General features: G+C 56.2%; 11 protein-coding genes. 6 read left to right on the forward strand and 5 right to left on the reverse strand.

All coding sequences use genetic code 11. The features are described from left to right. Positions 1 to 232 precede the first annotated feature (232 nt). Positions 233 to 2,479: a Hint domain-containing protein gene (locus ED655_RS12890; RefSeq protein ID WP_122050498.1), complete on the reverse strand. Its 2,247-nt coding sequence runs from the start codon at positions 2,477 to 2,479 to the stop codon at positions 233 to 235. Positions 2,480 to 3,118: 639 nt separating this feature from the next. Here ED655_RS12890 and ED655_RS12895 point away from each other — a divergent pair. The 5 genes from ED655_RS12895 to ED655_RS12915 all read left to right on the forward strand — a co-directional run bounded on the left by ED655_RS12895 (position 3,119) and on the right by ED655_RS12915 (position 8,981). Then, the gene (locus ED655_RS12895) at positions 3,119 to 4,105 is read left to right on the forward strand and encodes a glycosyltransferase family 4 protein (RefSeq protein ID WP_122050499.1); all 987 of its coding nucleotides are present in this window, start codon (positions 3,119 to 3,121) and stop codon (positions 4,103 to 4,105) included. Between the two features lie 15 nt (positions 4,106 to 4,120). Then, positions 4,121 to 5,272 (forward strand): autotransporter strand-loop-strand O-heptosyltransferase, encoded by a 1,152-nt coding sequence (locus tag ED655_RS12900; protein WP_122050500.1) that lies wholly within the window; start codon positions 4,121 to 4,123, stop codon positions 5,270 to 5,272. Between the two features lies 1 nt (position 5,273). After that, on the forward strand, positions 5,274 to 6,677 hold the full coding sequence (locus ED655_RS12905; protein WP_122050501.1) for an autotransporter strand-loop-strand O-heptosyltransferase: 1,404 nt from the start codon (positions 5,274 to 5,276) through the stop codon (positions 6,675 to 6,677). Further along, a complete protein-coding gene (locus ED655_RS12910) occupies positions 6,670 to 8,430 on the forward strand; it encodes an AMP-binding protein (RefSeq protein ID WP_122050502.1) in 1,761 nt (586 codons plus the stop codon). The genes ED655_RS12905 and ED655_RS12910 overlap by 8 nt, the downstream gene beginning before the upstream one ends. Positions 8,431 to 8,696: 266 nt before the next feature. Further along, on the forward strand, positions 8,697 to 8,981 hold the full coding sequence (locus tag ED655_RS12915; RefSeq protein ID WP_122050503.1) for a hypothetical protein: 285 nt from the start codon (positions 8,697 to 8,699) through the stop codon (positions 8,979 to 8,981). Positions 8,982 to 9,040: 59 nt separating this feature from the next. Here ED655_RS12915 and ED655_RS12920 read toward each other — a convergent pair whose 3' ends face one another. The 3 genes from ED655_RS12920 to ED655_RS12930 form a co-directional block, all read right to left on the reverse strand. Then, complete coding sequence (locus ED655_RS12920; RefSeq protein ID WP_122050504.1) at positions 9,041 to 9,625, reverse strand: tetratricopeptide repeat protein; 585 nt, start codon at positions 9,623 to 9,625, stop codon at positions 9,041 to 9,043. 3 nt (positions 9,626 to 9,628) lie between these two features. After that, positions 9,629 to 11,956, reverse strand: a complete 2,328-nt coding sequence (locus ED655_RS12925; protein WP_122050527.1) for a TonB-dependent receptor domain-containing protein — start codon at positions 11,954 to 11,956, stop codon at positions 9,629 to 9,631. Between the two features lie 310 nt (positions 11,957 to 12,266). Further along, the gene (locus ED655_RS12930; protein WP_122050505.1) at positions 12,267 to 13,601 is read right to left on the reverse strand and encodes a carbohydrate porin; all 1,335 of its coding nucleotides are present in this window, start codon (positions 13,599 to 13,601) and stop codon (positions 12,267 to 12,269) included. 146 nt (positions 13,602 to 13,747) lie between these two features. Between ED655_RS12930 and ED655_RS12935 the strand changes: the two genes are divergently transcribed. Then, positions 13,748 to 14,590 (forward strand): PhzF family phenazine biosynthesis protein, encoded by an 843-nt coding sequence (locus tag ED655_RS12935; RefSeq protein WP_122050506.1) that lies wholly within the window; start codon positions 13,748 to 13,750, stop codon positions 14,588 to 14,590. A gap of 57 nt (positions 14,591 to 14,647) precedes the next feature. Here ED655_RS12935 and ED655_RS12940 read toward each other — a convergent pair whose 3' ends face one another. Then, positions 14,648 to 15,775, reverse strand: a complete 1,128-nt coding sequence (locus tag ED655_RS12940; protein ID WP_122050507.1) for an MDR/zinc-dependent alcohol dehydrogenase-like family protein — start codon at positions 15,773 to 15,775, stop codon at positions 14,648 to 14,650. Positions 15,776 to 15,792: the final 17 nt, after the last annotated feature.

Genomic DNA, 15,792 nt, shown 5'->3' on the forward strand with positions numbered 1-15,792 from the left:
ATGCCATTGTGAACAAGGACTTGCCCCCCCTGAAGTGGCGGATATGGGGATTTATATTTCGCGAACCCGCCATTCTAAAATTAATGTGAACTCATCGCAAACCAGCCGAAACCGGTCGCGCGACAAGTCCACAAAACAACAAACAGGGAAGAAACGGGCATTCCAGGAGAATCAGGTAATTCTGAAAACGAAATACCTGATTCATCGCTTCGCCTGCCCTAGAGCATTGCTCTCAGCCTGCTGCGAGACCGCAGACCTGGGATTCGCCTTCTTCGGGATAAGGCCCACCTGCCTGTATCTCTATGGAGAGCATGGCAACTACGTCAGGACGCAAACCTTCAAGGGGAAGGAGTGCATTGCCCGTCGTCCAGCGATGCTCGCCCGCCTCTCGATTGGCCCAGCCAGACAGATTGTCCGTCTTCAGGTGCGCATCAAGGTACCGAGTTTCACCAGCTTCCCAAACCTGGATCTTGCCAACAAGAACGCCAAGATGACGACGATCATCATGGAACGGTCCTACCATATCCACCGGGCGCGATGTACGCGACACGATGCGAACCGCCTCGGCATCTGCCGGCACCATGAAGACATGCGAACCATTCACGGAACGGATGGCACGGAACTCGCGCCCGGTCAGGTCTATCAGACGCAGGTCCGGATCACTCGTGATCCGCATGGGAGGCGCTACCGATCCGAAATTCAACTCATCCGCGCGTACCTGCAGACGCGCGTGGAGCGGCTCCACAAAATCGCGATCCACTCTGAGCGCTGCCGCAGCATCCCGAGCCCAGTCATTTTCCGGAGCATTGAGCAGATGCACAACGGGACTGTTCAGCGAGAATGCAGAGCGATCGCCTGTGTCGAGATAACTTTCACTGAGCGCCCCATCGGACCAGATGATCGAATGCTCGGCGGTCTCGATATGATAGTAATCGAAATGCGTGATCGTCCGGTCGTAGAAGATGCTGCGACCATTGACCAGCATACGAGCCGGCACGAACGCACCATCAAGGAACATCGCATGCTCGGGAGTCACGAGCAGGTCCTTGTTCGGAATATTCTCGGCTATGGCATTACGCCGTATGCGTACCGGATAACCGGCTTCATCATCAGGCAGCCCCTGGCGCACGGAGGTGGAACGACGTCCTGTCCAGATGATCTCGCGTGCAACCTCCTTGCCATTAACGAAGGCAATCACACGATCACCAACGACCAGGTTCTCAACCGCGATATCGCCACGATCGGTCCGGATCATCGTCCCCTTCAGAAAGCACTTGTCATATACGAGGATCATACTGCCATCGACAGGATCTCTCTCAAGATGGAAGTCTGCGGTCGTACTCGACGTGCTCCCGGCAACCGCGCCACTCCATAGCAGATTGCCATCCGCATCCACGATTTGAACACTGTTGGTAGAGGCAATGAGTTTCGCCCCGGAAGTGTATAGTATGCTGTCAAGATCGAGCCTGCTTTTCCAGCCCATCTTGAGAACGCCGCTCAGAACGGCTCCGGACTCGACAACGAGCAGGCCGCCAGCGCCGCCGCCACTGTCCGTTCCCGAAAGAACGCCACTTACAAGCGTTGCACCGGAATTAAGCGTCAGTGTACCACCGCCCGCAATCGTGGCGCCAGAAATGACGGCAGCCAGATCAGCAGACGCCGCTGCCGCAGCCTGTATCTGCACGCCGTTGACAGTGCCATAGGAGCCGACATGCAGAGAACCGCCAGAGCCGATCTGGAATCCTGAACCCACACCGCCGGAATAGACTTCGATACGGCCGCCCGCAGATGCGATGGACCCACTCGCCACACCGCCTGCATAGATCAACTGGGTTCCGGCGCTGAAGATGGACTTCATCGCGATGCCAGCCGAGGAGACTATCTGCGTTCCACCGATGATGCTTCCCATATCAGTGCCACCCGAAACCAGGATTTCGGTCGAGCCGATATCGAAGTTTCCTCGCGATATGATCCCTGCCCCGGCAAATTTCTGCCCCTTGATGGTGAAGCCACCACCTGCAAGAGCATATCCCCCTGCATGGACCTGGGCGTCCCGCACAATACCGGCACCCCCCCCTTCTCCCGAAACGGTAGAGGCGAGCAGACCACCATTGGATCCGATATTGACCCCACTGACGACACCACCATTCGCGGCAACGAACGACCCACTATCGAAGGCCGTTCCGCCCGCAACGGTACCACCGTACACACCCATGCCGACGCCACCGAAACCCACGGTAGAGCCAGACACGACGCCACCACCAGATGCCAGAAGCAGAGCAGGATAGTTCGTGCCCCCTGACTGCCCGGGGATGAAACCGGAATTTCGCGTCCCGTCGCCGAATCCGGAAACGATGGCACCGCTGGTAGAGAAGCCAGCGACCTGGACGACGAGGGTCGCACCGCTAAGGACGCTGTATACGCCACCAGAACTGACTACCGATGCCCCCTTGGCAGTGACATCTGATGTGATAGCCATTTCAAATCCTCCTGTAACGGCGGCTTGACGCTTCCGTTCACCGCTCTTGGCACGACTAGGGCTTCAAAAATGTCGTCGTGACTGTTCATGACATCAATCACCACCGGCTTGATTGACTTGCACCACCGGGTTGATCGCTTTGGTTGTCGATTGACAAACAATGGATGTCACGAAGGCCGAAACAATGCAAACATTATATCTGCGAATAGAATTTTCACGTTTTTGATATTGAATAACGATGGAACCGGTTCATCAAAGTCACATCGTTAATCTGAAATACTAAGTTAAAGTTCAGTTACCACACATTAAATATTATCAATCGCTATTTGTGCTTTACCATATTGATTGTTATAAGAATTTTCCACCGTACCTTATGGTCATCTACAAATAACAAAAACTTTCAATCATTGTCAGATCCACTGTCTGTGATGATAATTATCATTAAATGGCACACTTCTACTCACCCAGATGCGAGTTCATGTGCAGAGATCATGTCGATAACCATTTCGTGTAATCACGTCTTTGGGAAGATTTTGTTTATTTGGAGAAGACACGAACGTCTCTTACAAGGATTCGCCACACCTTGGCCGCTCCTGTGTTGACCCTAATGATCCTACGTCCGATGAAAGGACCCGCTTCATGGCCAAGATAATATTCCTCAATCCATTCAGCCCGGATTTAATTTCAGGAGGAATCAAGGTCACCTATCAGCACGCAGCTATTCTTGCGAACGACGGACATGAGGTCGAGGTCTATCAACCCTCAGGCAAACCCAACTGGATGAACGTACCCGACAATATAAAAATATGTGCCAGGTTCGAAGCTGGCAAAGACGACATCATGGTATTTCCGGAAATCCTGAAGGACTTCCTTCTCGAAATGGCGCAAACGCCTTTCGAGGGCACAAAGGTCTTGTTCTGCCAGAACCCCTTCTATCTCTATAGCTACAATCAAAGCGGCCAGGCGCTTCTTGATATGGGTTTCGAGCATTTCATTGTGACTGGTCGCGAGGCGGCGCAATCCGTCAGCTCTGTGCTGCGCGGGCCAAATGTTTACTCGGTTCCGAACTCTGTTGATACGACGCTGTTTCGTCCACGACAGAAGCATCTCTGCATAGCGACCAATCCGGGAAAATGGCCTGCGGAGGGTGTGAACTCACCGATATATTTTGTCATTATGTCGATGCTCCACCTCAAATATCCGGAAACACGCGACGTACCATGGCAATTGCTTGAAAAATTGCCCCAGACCGAAGTTGCCGAAGTCATGGGGCATTCGGCCATCTTTCTCGCCCTTTCCCGGCAGGAGGCGCTACCACTCACGCCACTCGAAGCCATGGCCTCTCGTTGTGCCCTGGTTGGCTTTCATGGCACCGGTGGCAAGGATTATGCCTCTCATCGCAATGGGTACTGGTTTTCACCAGAGCAATGTGAGGAAATCGTCGATTGTCTTGCCCAGTTGATATCGGCATTCAGAAACGGGGGCCCACAACCACACATCGAAAGAATGCTGGACGAAGCTCAAAAGACCGCTCATCAATACTCTATTACGGCCGTTAATGAAGCTGTTCTGGCAATTTATCACAAAATACTGGATGATCATGACGCACGAGCCCAGGCTGATTGATCGGAAGCAATAATAATGGATAACACCCCAAGTCAGGCCGGCCCCGAGGGCATTCACTACGATTTTCAGGATGGGTGCCGCATCGGTCTGCCTAGTGGTGAGTGGCATGCAGAGATCCGCGACAGCGCCACACACACGCTGCTGTTTTCCCAGGATCTTTCCGGTGGCTTGGTCTGCAGCGTCAAGCGATACTACATTCCCTTCGCATTACGTGTCTCACGCAATGGCGCGACCGTATTCGAGCATCAGATAGATCTGACCGACAAGGATGTCCTGATCGACATGCATCTGGGTGGTGTTGGCGATCATCTGGCCTGGATGGGTCATGTAGAGGCATTTGCTGCCAAGCATCGCTGTCGCCTGTATTGTCTGGTAAGACCCGGTCTCGCTGAACTTTTTGCGGGCCAGAATGACTCGGTCATTGTGACTGACGATAATTCCATTCTGGAAAAGGCCTTCTACGCGCGGTACAAGGTTCTCATATTCTTCAACGACACGAACCGTGATTACCAGCCGACCGATTATCGTCAGGTCGGGCTCGCTGTCGCCGGCGCCTACATACTCGGCTTACAGCCCAGGGAGAGAACCCCCAGGATCCGTTTCGCGGAAGGTGGCCGCCCCATTGATGAACCCTATGTGTGCGTTGCGACCCAGGCTACGGGACACAACAAATACTGGAACAACCCTGAAGGCTGGCGAAAGACCGTCGATTACCTGAAGGAGAAGGGTTACCGCGTGATCTGCATCGATCGCGATCGCGTCTCAGGTCAGGGGACCATCTGGCATCATATTCCGCATGGCGTTGAGGATATGACCGGAGAGATACCTCTTATCGAACGCGCTAGGTGGCTCAAGCACGCATCTTTTTTCATTGGCCTGTCCAGCGGACTGTCATGGCTGGCATGGGCCAGCGGTTGCCCGGTCATCATGATCAGCGGGTTTACAGAGCCTCTCAACGAATTCGAGACGCCCTATCGTGTAATCAACCGGCATGTCTGCAACGGTTGCTCGAATGATGTCACCATCGAGTTCGAGCGCTCGAATTACATGTGGTGTCCACGGCACGCTAACACCGAGCGCGATTTTGAATGCACCAAGATGATCGCGTTCGAACAGGTCGCGATGATGATTGATCAGGTGATCGCCGACCAGCAGGATCGAGGCTGATATGAGCAAGATTGACTCCATCATCGATTCAATCCTGAACTTTGACTCTCCCGACACGGTATCAGCCGAAACCAGTATTGATGCAGTCGCCGTGGCAAGCCAGGGCTCATCAGCACATACCGGCCAGGCCACCCCGTCAGGCGAGACTGCCAGTAGTGAAAGCAGCGTATCCAACTCCAGTGATGGCAGGGTCTTTCCCGATCCATCGCCAACACCCACACAGCGGGTTTCAAATGACATTGCATTCGATTTTAATGCCGGGGCACGCATAAGCATTCCGCCGGGGCGCTGGCGTGTGAAATTGCTGGATATCGAACGATCCCTCTATCTTTACAATGATGAAGCCAGCAATTGCACGATCCTCGGCGCAAAACGCTATTTTGTACGAATGCGCATCGAAATCGAGTCACTCGATACAAACGAAACCGTTCTCGTCCATGACTACGATTGCCGTGATCGCGACGTTGCCATTCTGCTGCCAGGTGGCACGCTTGGTGACGCGATCGGGTGGTTTTCCTACGCTGTCAAATTTCAGGAGAAACACCAGTGCCGCCTGACAGTCGGCATGAGCCCGGCCGCCTGCAAGCTTTTCTCAGGCCAGTACCCAGGCATAAAGTGCTGCACATTTGCCGAATACGAGGCAGAGCGCGAAAAATTCTATGCTACCTACTATATTGGTCTTTTTTTCCAGGATGAAGACCATAACTGGCAGCCCTCTGATTTCAGACTTGTCGGCCTGCATCGAACGGCTGCCCATATTCTTGGCGTAGACGACAAGGAGATTCCACCCCGTATCGTCCAGTGGCCCATAGCCGAGCGGCCAATCGAGAAGCCATACGTCGTTATCGCAACCCAGGCCTCAAGCCAGTGCAAATACTGGAATAACCCCATCGGCTGGTCGAGCGTGATCGACCGCCTGCATGAGCTTGGCTATGAGGTAGTCTGCATTGACAGGGATCATGTCGCAGGACACGGCAACCATTGGAATTATATCCCGCATGGCACACGGGATGAGACCGGCGAGAGGCCGCTCGCAGAGCGGGCTTACTGGCTTCGCCACGCAGCATTCTTCATCGGATTGTCCAGCGGGCTATCCTGGCTGGCCTGGGCGGCGGGCACTCCGGTTATCATGATCAGCGGCTTCACCCACCCGTCAAACGAGTTTCACACGCCGTATCGTGTCTTCAACCCTCATGTCTGCAATAGCTGCTGGCATGATGTCAGAACGCCGTTCCAGCACGACAATCTTCTATTTTGCCCTCGGCACGCAGATACGGCGAGACAGTTTGAATGTACACGAATGATCGCGCCCATGCATGTGATCAGCTACTGCGAGCAGCTGCATGCACAGCGTGTAGCGCTCGCTCAAGAAGATAAGAACGGACAGGTTCTGCAAGATGTATGAAGATGAACAGGCAATCTTTGGAGCCGCAGCCTGGCAGGAGCGTACTCTCGTCGACCTGCTCAAATTACGGCGCATCACGAAAAAAGAAAATCCGATCTTCCTGTTCCTTGGTGATGGGGAGAACGTGACCGACACGCTGAGTGCTGTCGAACTTCATGAGCGGGCCGGGCGGGCAGGTGCCCATTTGTCGCGTACCTTGCCAAAAGGCGCCCATGTCATGCTGCTGTTCGAAAACGGCATCGACTACATCGTCGCATTCTTTTCCTGCCTTTATGCCGGTCTTGTTCCGGTTTCCGGGGTCTATCCCAGCGCTATCGGGGCGATCGAACGTTTTGCCTTCATCCTGCAGGACAGCCAGGCCAAAGCCGTGCTGGGCAAGCGCGATACCCTGACTCTTTTCCATCAGGGTGAGATAGCCAGATCCGGTGTAAAATGGATCCCGCTTGAAAGCGCGCTCAAAGCCCCGGCACCGATCGAACCCGATATGCCAACATCTGACACGCTTGCTGTCATCCAGTATACATCCGGTTCCACAGAAAACCCCAAAGGCGTATGCCTGACCCATCGCAATATCTGCCATAATATCCATGCCCAGCTGGTTTCATTTCAATATCAGGACAATGACACCGGATTGAGCTGGCTGCCTTTTACCCATGATATGGGGCTGGTTGGCGCGGTGCTTCCCGCACTGGCCGCGGGTAATCCATTCTACTTCATGGGGCCTGACAAGTTCATCGAAAAACCGTCACGCTGGCTACAGGCAATCAGCCGGTATGGTGCGACGATTTCGGGTGGCCCCGATTTTGCCTATCGTTACTGCGCCCGTCTTCCCGAAAGAGATACCTCACCTGAATGGGATCTCTCCCGCTGGGCAATTGCCTTCAATGGATCGGAAAATATCAGCCCCGACACGCTCTCTAAATTCGAGGCGCGTTTCTCTAGACAGGGCTTCAGCGGCAAGTCGTTTTATCCGTGCTATGGGCTGGCAGAAAATTCTTTGCTTGTTACCTCCGGGCGCAAAGGCGCAGGCGTCAATCTGGTGGCTTTTGATCGCGAGGCTCTCAGCCGCGGCGACGCCGTTCCGGTCGACGTCTCGGCCGGCGAGACAGACCGCGAAATGACTTCTGCCCTTGCAAGTTGCGGCACACCCCATGAAGACCAGCATATCCACATTGCCGACCAGGAAACCCTCTCTTTCCTCACGGAGGGCAAAGTTGGCGAGATATGGATTGACAGCCCCAGCGTCAGTACCGGCTATTTCAACAGCCCGCTGCGGAACGCCCAATGCTTTGTCGAGCGTCATGGCAAACGCTATCTGCGCACGCAGGATTTTGGCTTCCTGCATCAGGGCGAGCTTTTTCACGTCGGGCGTCTGAGCGAAAAATTCCTGTATGAGGGAAATATCTATTACACGAACGATGTATCGCTGTCCCTCAGCCAGGCACTTGATGGGGCACTTTGCATGGTCGTACCACCAGTCCTCCCCGAACGTGAACTACCGACGGTGATTATCGAACACGATGATATCGAATCACTTCCGGATTTCCGCCAGCGCCTGGTCGCGACCATGAACAGTTATCGCATCACTCGCTTCGCCTTTCATTTCATACGCAAGGGCTTTGTGATCCGTACCCCCAGTGGCAAGATACGAGCCGATCTGACACTGCAGAATATCCTGTCAGAAAAATCGGCCATCGTACATTCTGGCGATACTCAGACACCCGTTGCGACAGGTATGAGCCGCCTGATCTGACCCCATCGCATGTGAGCCGATTCAGCGCCGCCCGCGTCAATCGGGACCCGGGTGGTATTTTCACATTCGGGGTATCGCTCACTATTGACCTTGTTTTTCGCCAAGTCAGTCACGTATGCAAATTGCACGCTGCGGGGCCAAGCCGCAGCGCTGGACATGCCACGCTTTTGCCTTGGAAACCGTGCTTGTTTGAGTGAATGCGTTATGACACTTTCACGACGCTTCGATCCGTCTGCGTTCAATCAATAATCAAGGGTATTCTGCAAATGGCAGACAATATTTCAGACAAGATCCTGCATCAGATCGCACAAGGCATCGCGTCTCTGAGCGCAGAATCCGCGCCAATCATTTTTGCGGACAATGTCCCGGTTTACGGTCATGTCGGAGGTATCATCACTGTCACCCTGGCGGCCGAGCGTCCTTATGGTAACGAGATTGTCGTAGCGCCAACTGCCCATTTGCGTCTTACGCCCAAAGCCGCGAAGCTTCTGGCTGAGTCAATCCTCAAGGCATTCGCAATGGGTGAACGCAAGGAAGCCTCTGTCAACTGAAAGCAGAGGGTCTTCGCAAGATCACCGCATGATCTGGCTTACTGCGGAGAAACACCGGTTCACCCGTGATATGAGACATCAAGCCGTGCGAGGTTGATGGCGGCAGCTTCGTCGCCACAATCTCGTCCAGCCTGAAAACACTCCCTGGCATTGGAAGGATTGGCGGGAAGGTCGTCATAACCATCTTCCAGAATAAGACCGAGCATGTTGAATGCCTTGCCAACACCCCGTCGTGCCGCCTCGGCATAAAGACCACAGGCCCGACTGCGGTCTTCGTGCACACCATCTCCAACCAGATAAAGATCGGCAAGATTGTAGTATGCCCAGCCCTCACCGCCGGAGGCTGCGCGCTCAAAGAGACGACGCGCCTCATGCACGTCGCGTTTCGTCCCCCAGCCCTGCTCGAAAACGCGCCCCAGCATATTGAGACATGTCGGATGACCTGACCGCGCGGCCTGCGAAAAAAGACAGAAGGCCTCGCTCACCGCCCCACGATCGAGATTCCATTGTGCGAGATAGAGCTGCGCCGCTACGGAAGCGTCGAGTGGCGGCAAACGCGGCGCAATGACCTCAGGGGAGGCAGGCGTAACGCCTGCCTCCCCTTCATGATTGTCCCGATCCGGCTCAGTAACGTCAGCCTGCATGGCTCAGAAGCGCAGACCGACCGAACCGAGGAATGTACGACCCGAAAGCGGGACAGCACGCGAGGTCGAGAAGGCCGAGGCGTAGTTGCGATGATTGGTCAGGTTATTGGCGTTGAACTGAACGTGGTAGTGCGAGATGTCGTAGGAAATCATGCCATTGAGCGACACGTTATCCGGCATACGCCCTGTACGGCCTTCGTTGGACCAGTAACCCGACGAATACTGCACACCACCGCCAGCCTGCAGCTTGCCGTTATTGGGCTTCAGGACCAGACTGGACACATCATAGGTGCTCCAGACCGACAGGCTGTTCGCAGGCAGCTGCGGTGCACGATTGCCGCCATAGAGCGCGCTGTTCGTCACCTTGCCACCCATATAGGCGTAGGAGCCATAGATCTCCCAGTTGTGGGTCAACTTGCCTGTGGCGCTGACTTCAAGACCGCGAATGCGACGACCGGAGCCTGCATCCTGGAAGCCGGTGATGATGTTGCCGTCATCGTCATAGGTGAAGGAGTTGTTCTGCTCGATCTGGAAGATCGCGCCAGTTACGCCAAGGCGCTTGTTGAAGAAATCGGCCTTGCCACCCAGTTCATACAGGTCGCTGCGCTGCGGCTTGAGGTCCCGCCCATTGGCCGCCACGTCGCCGATGCTTGTCGAGCTCATGGTCAGTGAGGAAACATCCGTACCCACAGGCTTATAGGACTGCGAGAAGGTGAAGTAGAAGGTCGTGTTCTCCAGCGGTTCGTACATCAGGCTGGCGGACGGGCTGAACTTGTTCGATTTCTGCTTCTGCACGCCAATCGAGGATTGCGCCGCACTCCAATAGGTCGAGCGGTAATCGTCCCAACGCACTGTGCCATAGACCGAGATCTGTTTGGTCAGGTGGATCTTGTCTGCCAGAAACAGGCCCAGATCGCGGAAATCCGCCGTGCGGCTGCCCGTTGCCGGGAAAGTCAGCATGGTGCCCGGATATTCGAATTGCGGCGTACGGATCTGCTGGTTGTTCACCCGGTTGATCCAGGTGCCGTAAAGACGGTCATCCTTGGTGTAATTGATGTCCACACCAGCACGGATGTCGTGATGCATGAAACCGGTCCGGAACTTGGAATGGCCCATGCTGACGTTCTGCACGCCCCAGCCCGCCTGATCATACCCCATGCCACCACCGGCGCCATAAGCCAGTGTCGGATTGCCGCCAGCCAGGAAGGAGGTTGCGCACGCTCCGGAGCAGGCTGCGGGCGTCGTCGCTGCAAAATTGCGGGTGTAATGAGAGTAGCGAGTGTCGTTCGACAGGGTCAGCCATTTGGACAGCACGGAAGCGAATTTCGAGGTAACCATGTGCACATTGCCCATGTCGCGGTCGAAATTGCGCGAATAATTCGTGTCACGTGGCAGGCCGTATTCCGTGATCGGACGATAGGTCTTGCCAATCTGGATCATCGGCACGCCGTAATCGGGGCGACCGCGGCTGCCGAGCCACTGATAGTTCAGATGCCAGGTGTTCTTCGTCCCCAGCCCGACACCCAGATCGGCAGCAGCGCCATAGCGATCGGTGCGGACATTATTGCGGTCTGCCACCATCTGCTTGTTGTACATGCCGTTCACACGCAGCGCGGTATGGGCATTGATCTCGTAATTGGCATCCGCCGAACCACGATACTGCATGCCGCTGCCAAAGGCCTGATCCGCCCCGAAAGCATTGCCGCTATGCGCCTTCTTGAGCGTCTGATTGATGACGCCGCCCACATTGCCCGCACCGAAATACTCGCCTGACGGTCCCTTCACCACCTCGACGCTCTCGGTGTTATAAACGTCGCGCACATAATTGCCGAAATCGCGCAGACCGTCCTCATAGATATCGCCACGTGCCTGCTGGCCACGAATACGGAACTGGTTGCCGTTCATACCGCCATTGCCCTCACCGGCAGACATGGTGATGCCCGGCACGTTGGACAGCGCCTGATCGAGCGTGAAGAGACGCTGCTCCTCGATCAGCTGCTTGGGCACGACGCTGACCGTCTGGGGCGTTTCACGCACGTTATCGGGCATACGGCCGATATCGAGCGTCGTCGTGTTGGTGTTGAGCGTGTTGATCTGCTCCTTGCCATGCACGCGCACGGCTGGCAGCGCGATGGACTGCCCATCACTCGCCTTCTGGTCTGTCGTCACCGCATCCTGCGCTTCGGCTTCCTCGGCAGCGCCAAGCCCCATACCGGCCGTGAGCGCCAGCAGCAGAAGACGTTTCTGTTTTCCTGAGTAACTACCGGATACCACTGTGCGGGGGGCGCTATTATTCAGCGTTCCACAAGGGAACGTGCAGTCTTCAGGCATACGAATCACCAGAAATCCGTTATTGACAGCGAAAGCGAGGCGCATAACGACCTGAAATGTTTTGACACATCCGAATATATTTCGGTAATGCCCATCCATTACCTGACTGTGCAGGTATCAATACTCAGAATCGTGGCGCCTGGCCTTCGACGCTGTGTTTCGGTCAAGTTACACTCAGATGCAAACGATTCTTAAAATCTTTCTTAACTCGGATCAGATATGTGCTTTTCCAGCAACATTCCGCCTGCACAGCCCGAGCAGGCTTGCCCAGCAAGTTGCTCCCGCTTTGCACGAGACGAAGGTCATTCTGTCAGATGAACTCGATATGCGTCTTGACGCCCATCAGAAGCTGGTTCCGTAGCCCGGGCTGTAGCCCCGGGTTGATGTAATACTGGATGTCGGGCGCAATCGAGACACCACGCCAGATATGCAATTGATAGAATACCTCGATGATGCCCCCCCAATCCTGAGGTCGTCTGGTATGCCCCCGCAAATGCCCCTCCCGCGCATAGGCGGCCAGCTGCGCCCGGCGCGCAGCGCGTGAGACCTGAATGACCGTCATATCGAGCCCGATGGCATCGCTCGGGCGGGAGGCGATCATGCCTCTCATGAACAACCCCAGAGAATACTGGGCCTTGCGCAAAGCTGTGCGTGGCGCGTTCCAGTAGGCCGCCCCCAGCAGGGTCAGCCCGGCATCGCGACCACGCCCATTAAAGCGCCAGACCATCTGATCCGCCATAACCCATGCCGACCATGCCCCCTTGATCTGGCGTGGCGATGCGCCGACCAAATAGAGGTTCTGCCCTTCCATACCCTCGAAACGGCTGTCATGACGGGCCGTGTCGTAAACGAAGCCGAGCTTGTAGAGACCAGACAGGCCCTTCCTCGGCCCGAAAACCGGTGTCCAGCTCATCTCAAGCGGCAGGGCCATGCCATCGATCGTGGCGCCATTGAATTTGAAGCCCGTGCGTGTCTGATGGTGCGTATAGATCGCCTCGGTTTCAGTCAGGTAGAGACCGGTCTTGATGGCCATCTCATCGGTAATCTGCACGCGCACCCGCGTCGCCCAATTCGACATGGGGAATGGCGCATGAGCCTTGTTATCCGATGCTGCACGCGGATTGCCGCAAAAAGCGCCGTTCATGAAATTGCAGTAGAGCGGATTAGCCGAGAAATCGGAGAGGAACGTCATGCGCCCCACAGCCGCGCTCACCCGGTCATACAGCATGGATTTTTCGACATAGGCCGAGACCAGATGGATCACGACATTGCCGACACCGCCATAGGTGGCCTGGCTCGGGTTTAGAAAATCTCCGAATTTGTGGCTTGTCGGGCTGCCATAACCACTGGCGAGAATGATATGCGTCGAGACACCTTGCAGGCCCGCCAGACGTTCCCAGTCGATATCACTGCCATAGGTAAAGATACCGACATTGCCGACGCCCTTCTCCAGCCCCAGCCCGGGCGTGGGGGAGCCGATCATCGCCTGCGTCTCGTTGGTGTGCTGCACGTGAAACATCACACCGTGCTCGCGTAGCGCCGAAAGACTCCCGAGCGTGGCAAGAGAATCAGCCTGCGCGATCCCGGCATGACCCATGACCATGCCGACCCCGAGCATAGCGCCCAGTCTATACACGCCTTTCATGGCTGCGCTCCTCCTGCATTCAGGCCCTCTTCATTATCTCATGGTTCAAACGGCGCTTTGTGGCGATTTTCGGCCGGGCTGGCCTGTGCAATATTTTGTCTGTTACGCTTGTGTTCTGTCCCTCCCGCTCTACGAAAGGGTCGAACATGAGCGACCATCCCTTCCGGCAGGTCGATGTCTTCGCCGCCACGCCCTTCGCCGGCAATCCCCTGGCGGTTATTCTGGATGCCGATGGCCTTGATGATGCGCTGATGGCCCGCATCGCTAACTGGACCAATCTGAGCGAGACGACCTTCCTGTTGCGCCCCACGACGCCCGAGGCCTCGTATCGCGTGCGCATCTTCACGCCCGGCGGTGAGCTTCCCTTTGCGGGGCACCCGACACTCGGCACGGCCTTCGTATGGGCCTCCCTCCCCGGCAACACCCATGATGGAACCATCGTGCAGGAATGTGGTGTGGGGCTGGTGCGCGTGCGGGTTGATGGCACATGTTTTGCTTTCGCAGCCCCACCGAGGCGACGGGCCACCCCCCTGACGATCGAGGAGCGCAACACCGCCTGCGCGGCGCTGGGGCTTGCTCCCGACGATATTCTGGATGCTGCCTGGGGGGATAATGGCCCACCCTGGCAGCTTCTCTCCCTTCGTGAGCGCAAGGATGTGCTCTCGGTCAGGCCTGACTGGTCGAGAATGGGCGACAATCTCTACGGGATCGTAGCGCCCTGGCAGGAAAACCATGATGAGACGGGCGCTGCCTTCGAGATCAGGGCCTTTGTCGGCCAGAACCAGGGATTTGAGGACCCGGTGACAGGCAGTCTCAATGCCGCCATGGCCCAGTGGATGATTGGCAAGGGCGTAGCCCCGGAGAGCTATATCGCGAGCCAAGGTACTGCGATGGGCCGCAATGGCCGTGTCTCAATCGTCAGGGACGGGGAGACGATCTGGGTCGGGGGGACTGTGACGCCACGCATTGCAGGCACGCTGACACTCTGAAAACAGAAAAGGCGGCTCCTTTCGGAACCGCCTTTCTCACCTGAAACAGGCTTGATCTTATGGGATCAGGACCGTCTTGATGGACTTGTCGCCCTTCTTCATCAGGTCGAAGCCTTCCTTCCACTGGTCCAGCGGCAGGGAGTGGGTCACCACGCCCTCGACCGGCAGACGACCATCAGCAATGGCGGCAATGGTGAAGGGATAGCAATACGGGCCGAGATGCGCGCCGAGCACGTCCAGTTCCTTGCGATCGGAGATGATGGACCAGTCACAGGTCACTTCATCGCCGAACACGCTGAATTCGACAAAGCGGCCGAGCTTGCGGATCATGTGCAGGCCCTGACGAACGCTCGAGGGATGGCCGGTTGCTTCGATATACACATCGCAGCCATAACCGCCGGTCAGTTCCTTGACCTTGGCCACCACGTCTTCTTCAAGCGGGTTCATCACGATATCCGCGCCGAATTTCTTGGCCAGATCCAGACGGTCCTGCTTGGTGTCGAGCACGATCAGCTTGCTCGGGTTCTTCAGGCGGGCAGCGCCCACCATGCCCAGACCCAGCGTACCGGCACCGGCCAGAACCACCACGTCATCGAGCTGGATGTTTGCACGGTTCACGGCGTGAACGGAGCAGGCATAGGGCTCGATCAGGGCAGCCGCCTCGGCAGGCATGTCTTCCGGAACGCGATGGGTGCGCGACGTCTTGGGGAAGCGCATGTACTTCGCCATGGCGCCGTTGGTGTTGTTCTGGAAGCCGTACAGGTCGTGACGCTCGCACATCCAGTACTGACCGCCCTTGCAGTAGCGGCAATCGTCGCAAGGAACGATCTGCTCGCTGATCAGGCGGTCACCCACCTTGTACTGCCCGCGCAGGTTCTCACCGATCTCGACAGCGCGCCCGATGAATTCGTGGCCCGGGATCATCGGCGGCTTGACGTAGCGGGGCTGTTCCTTGTCGCCCCAGAAGGAAGGGGCGCCCAGGAAGCACTTGATGTCACCGGCGCAGATGCCAACGGTCTCGACTTCGATGATGATGTCATCGGGACCGGCGCGGGGGACGTCCACCTCTTCCCAGCGATAATCGCCGGGTTCGTAGGCGACGACGGCCATCATCTTTTCCGGCAGGGCGACGCTGGCTGCTTCTTTCTGCAGGGCACCCAGGTCAGGCGTAACGACCTTGTTCATGGTCTTGGTCTTTCGGT

Source organism: Asaia bogorensis (assembly GCF_900465345.1).
Taxonomy (GTDB): Bacteria; Pseudomonadota; Alphaproteobacteria; order Acetobacterales; family Acetobacteraceae; genus Asaia; species Asaia bogorensis_A.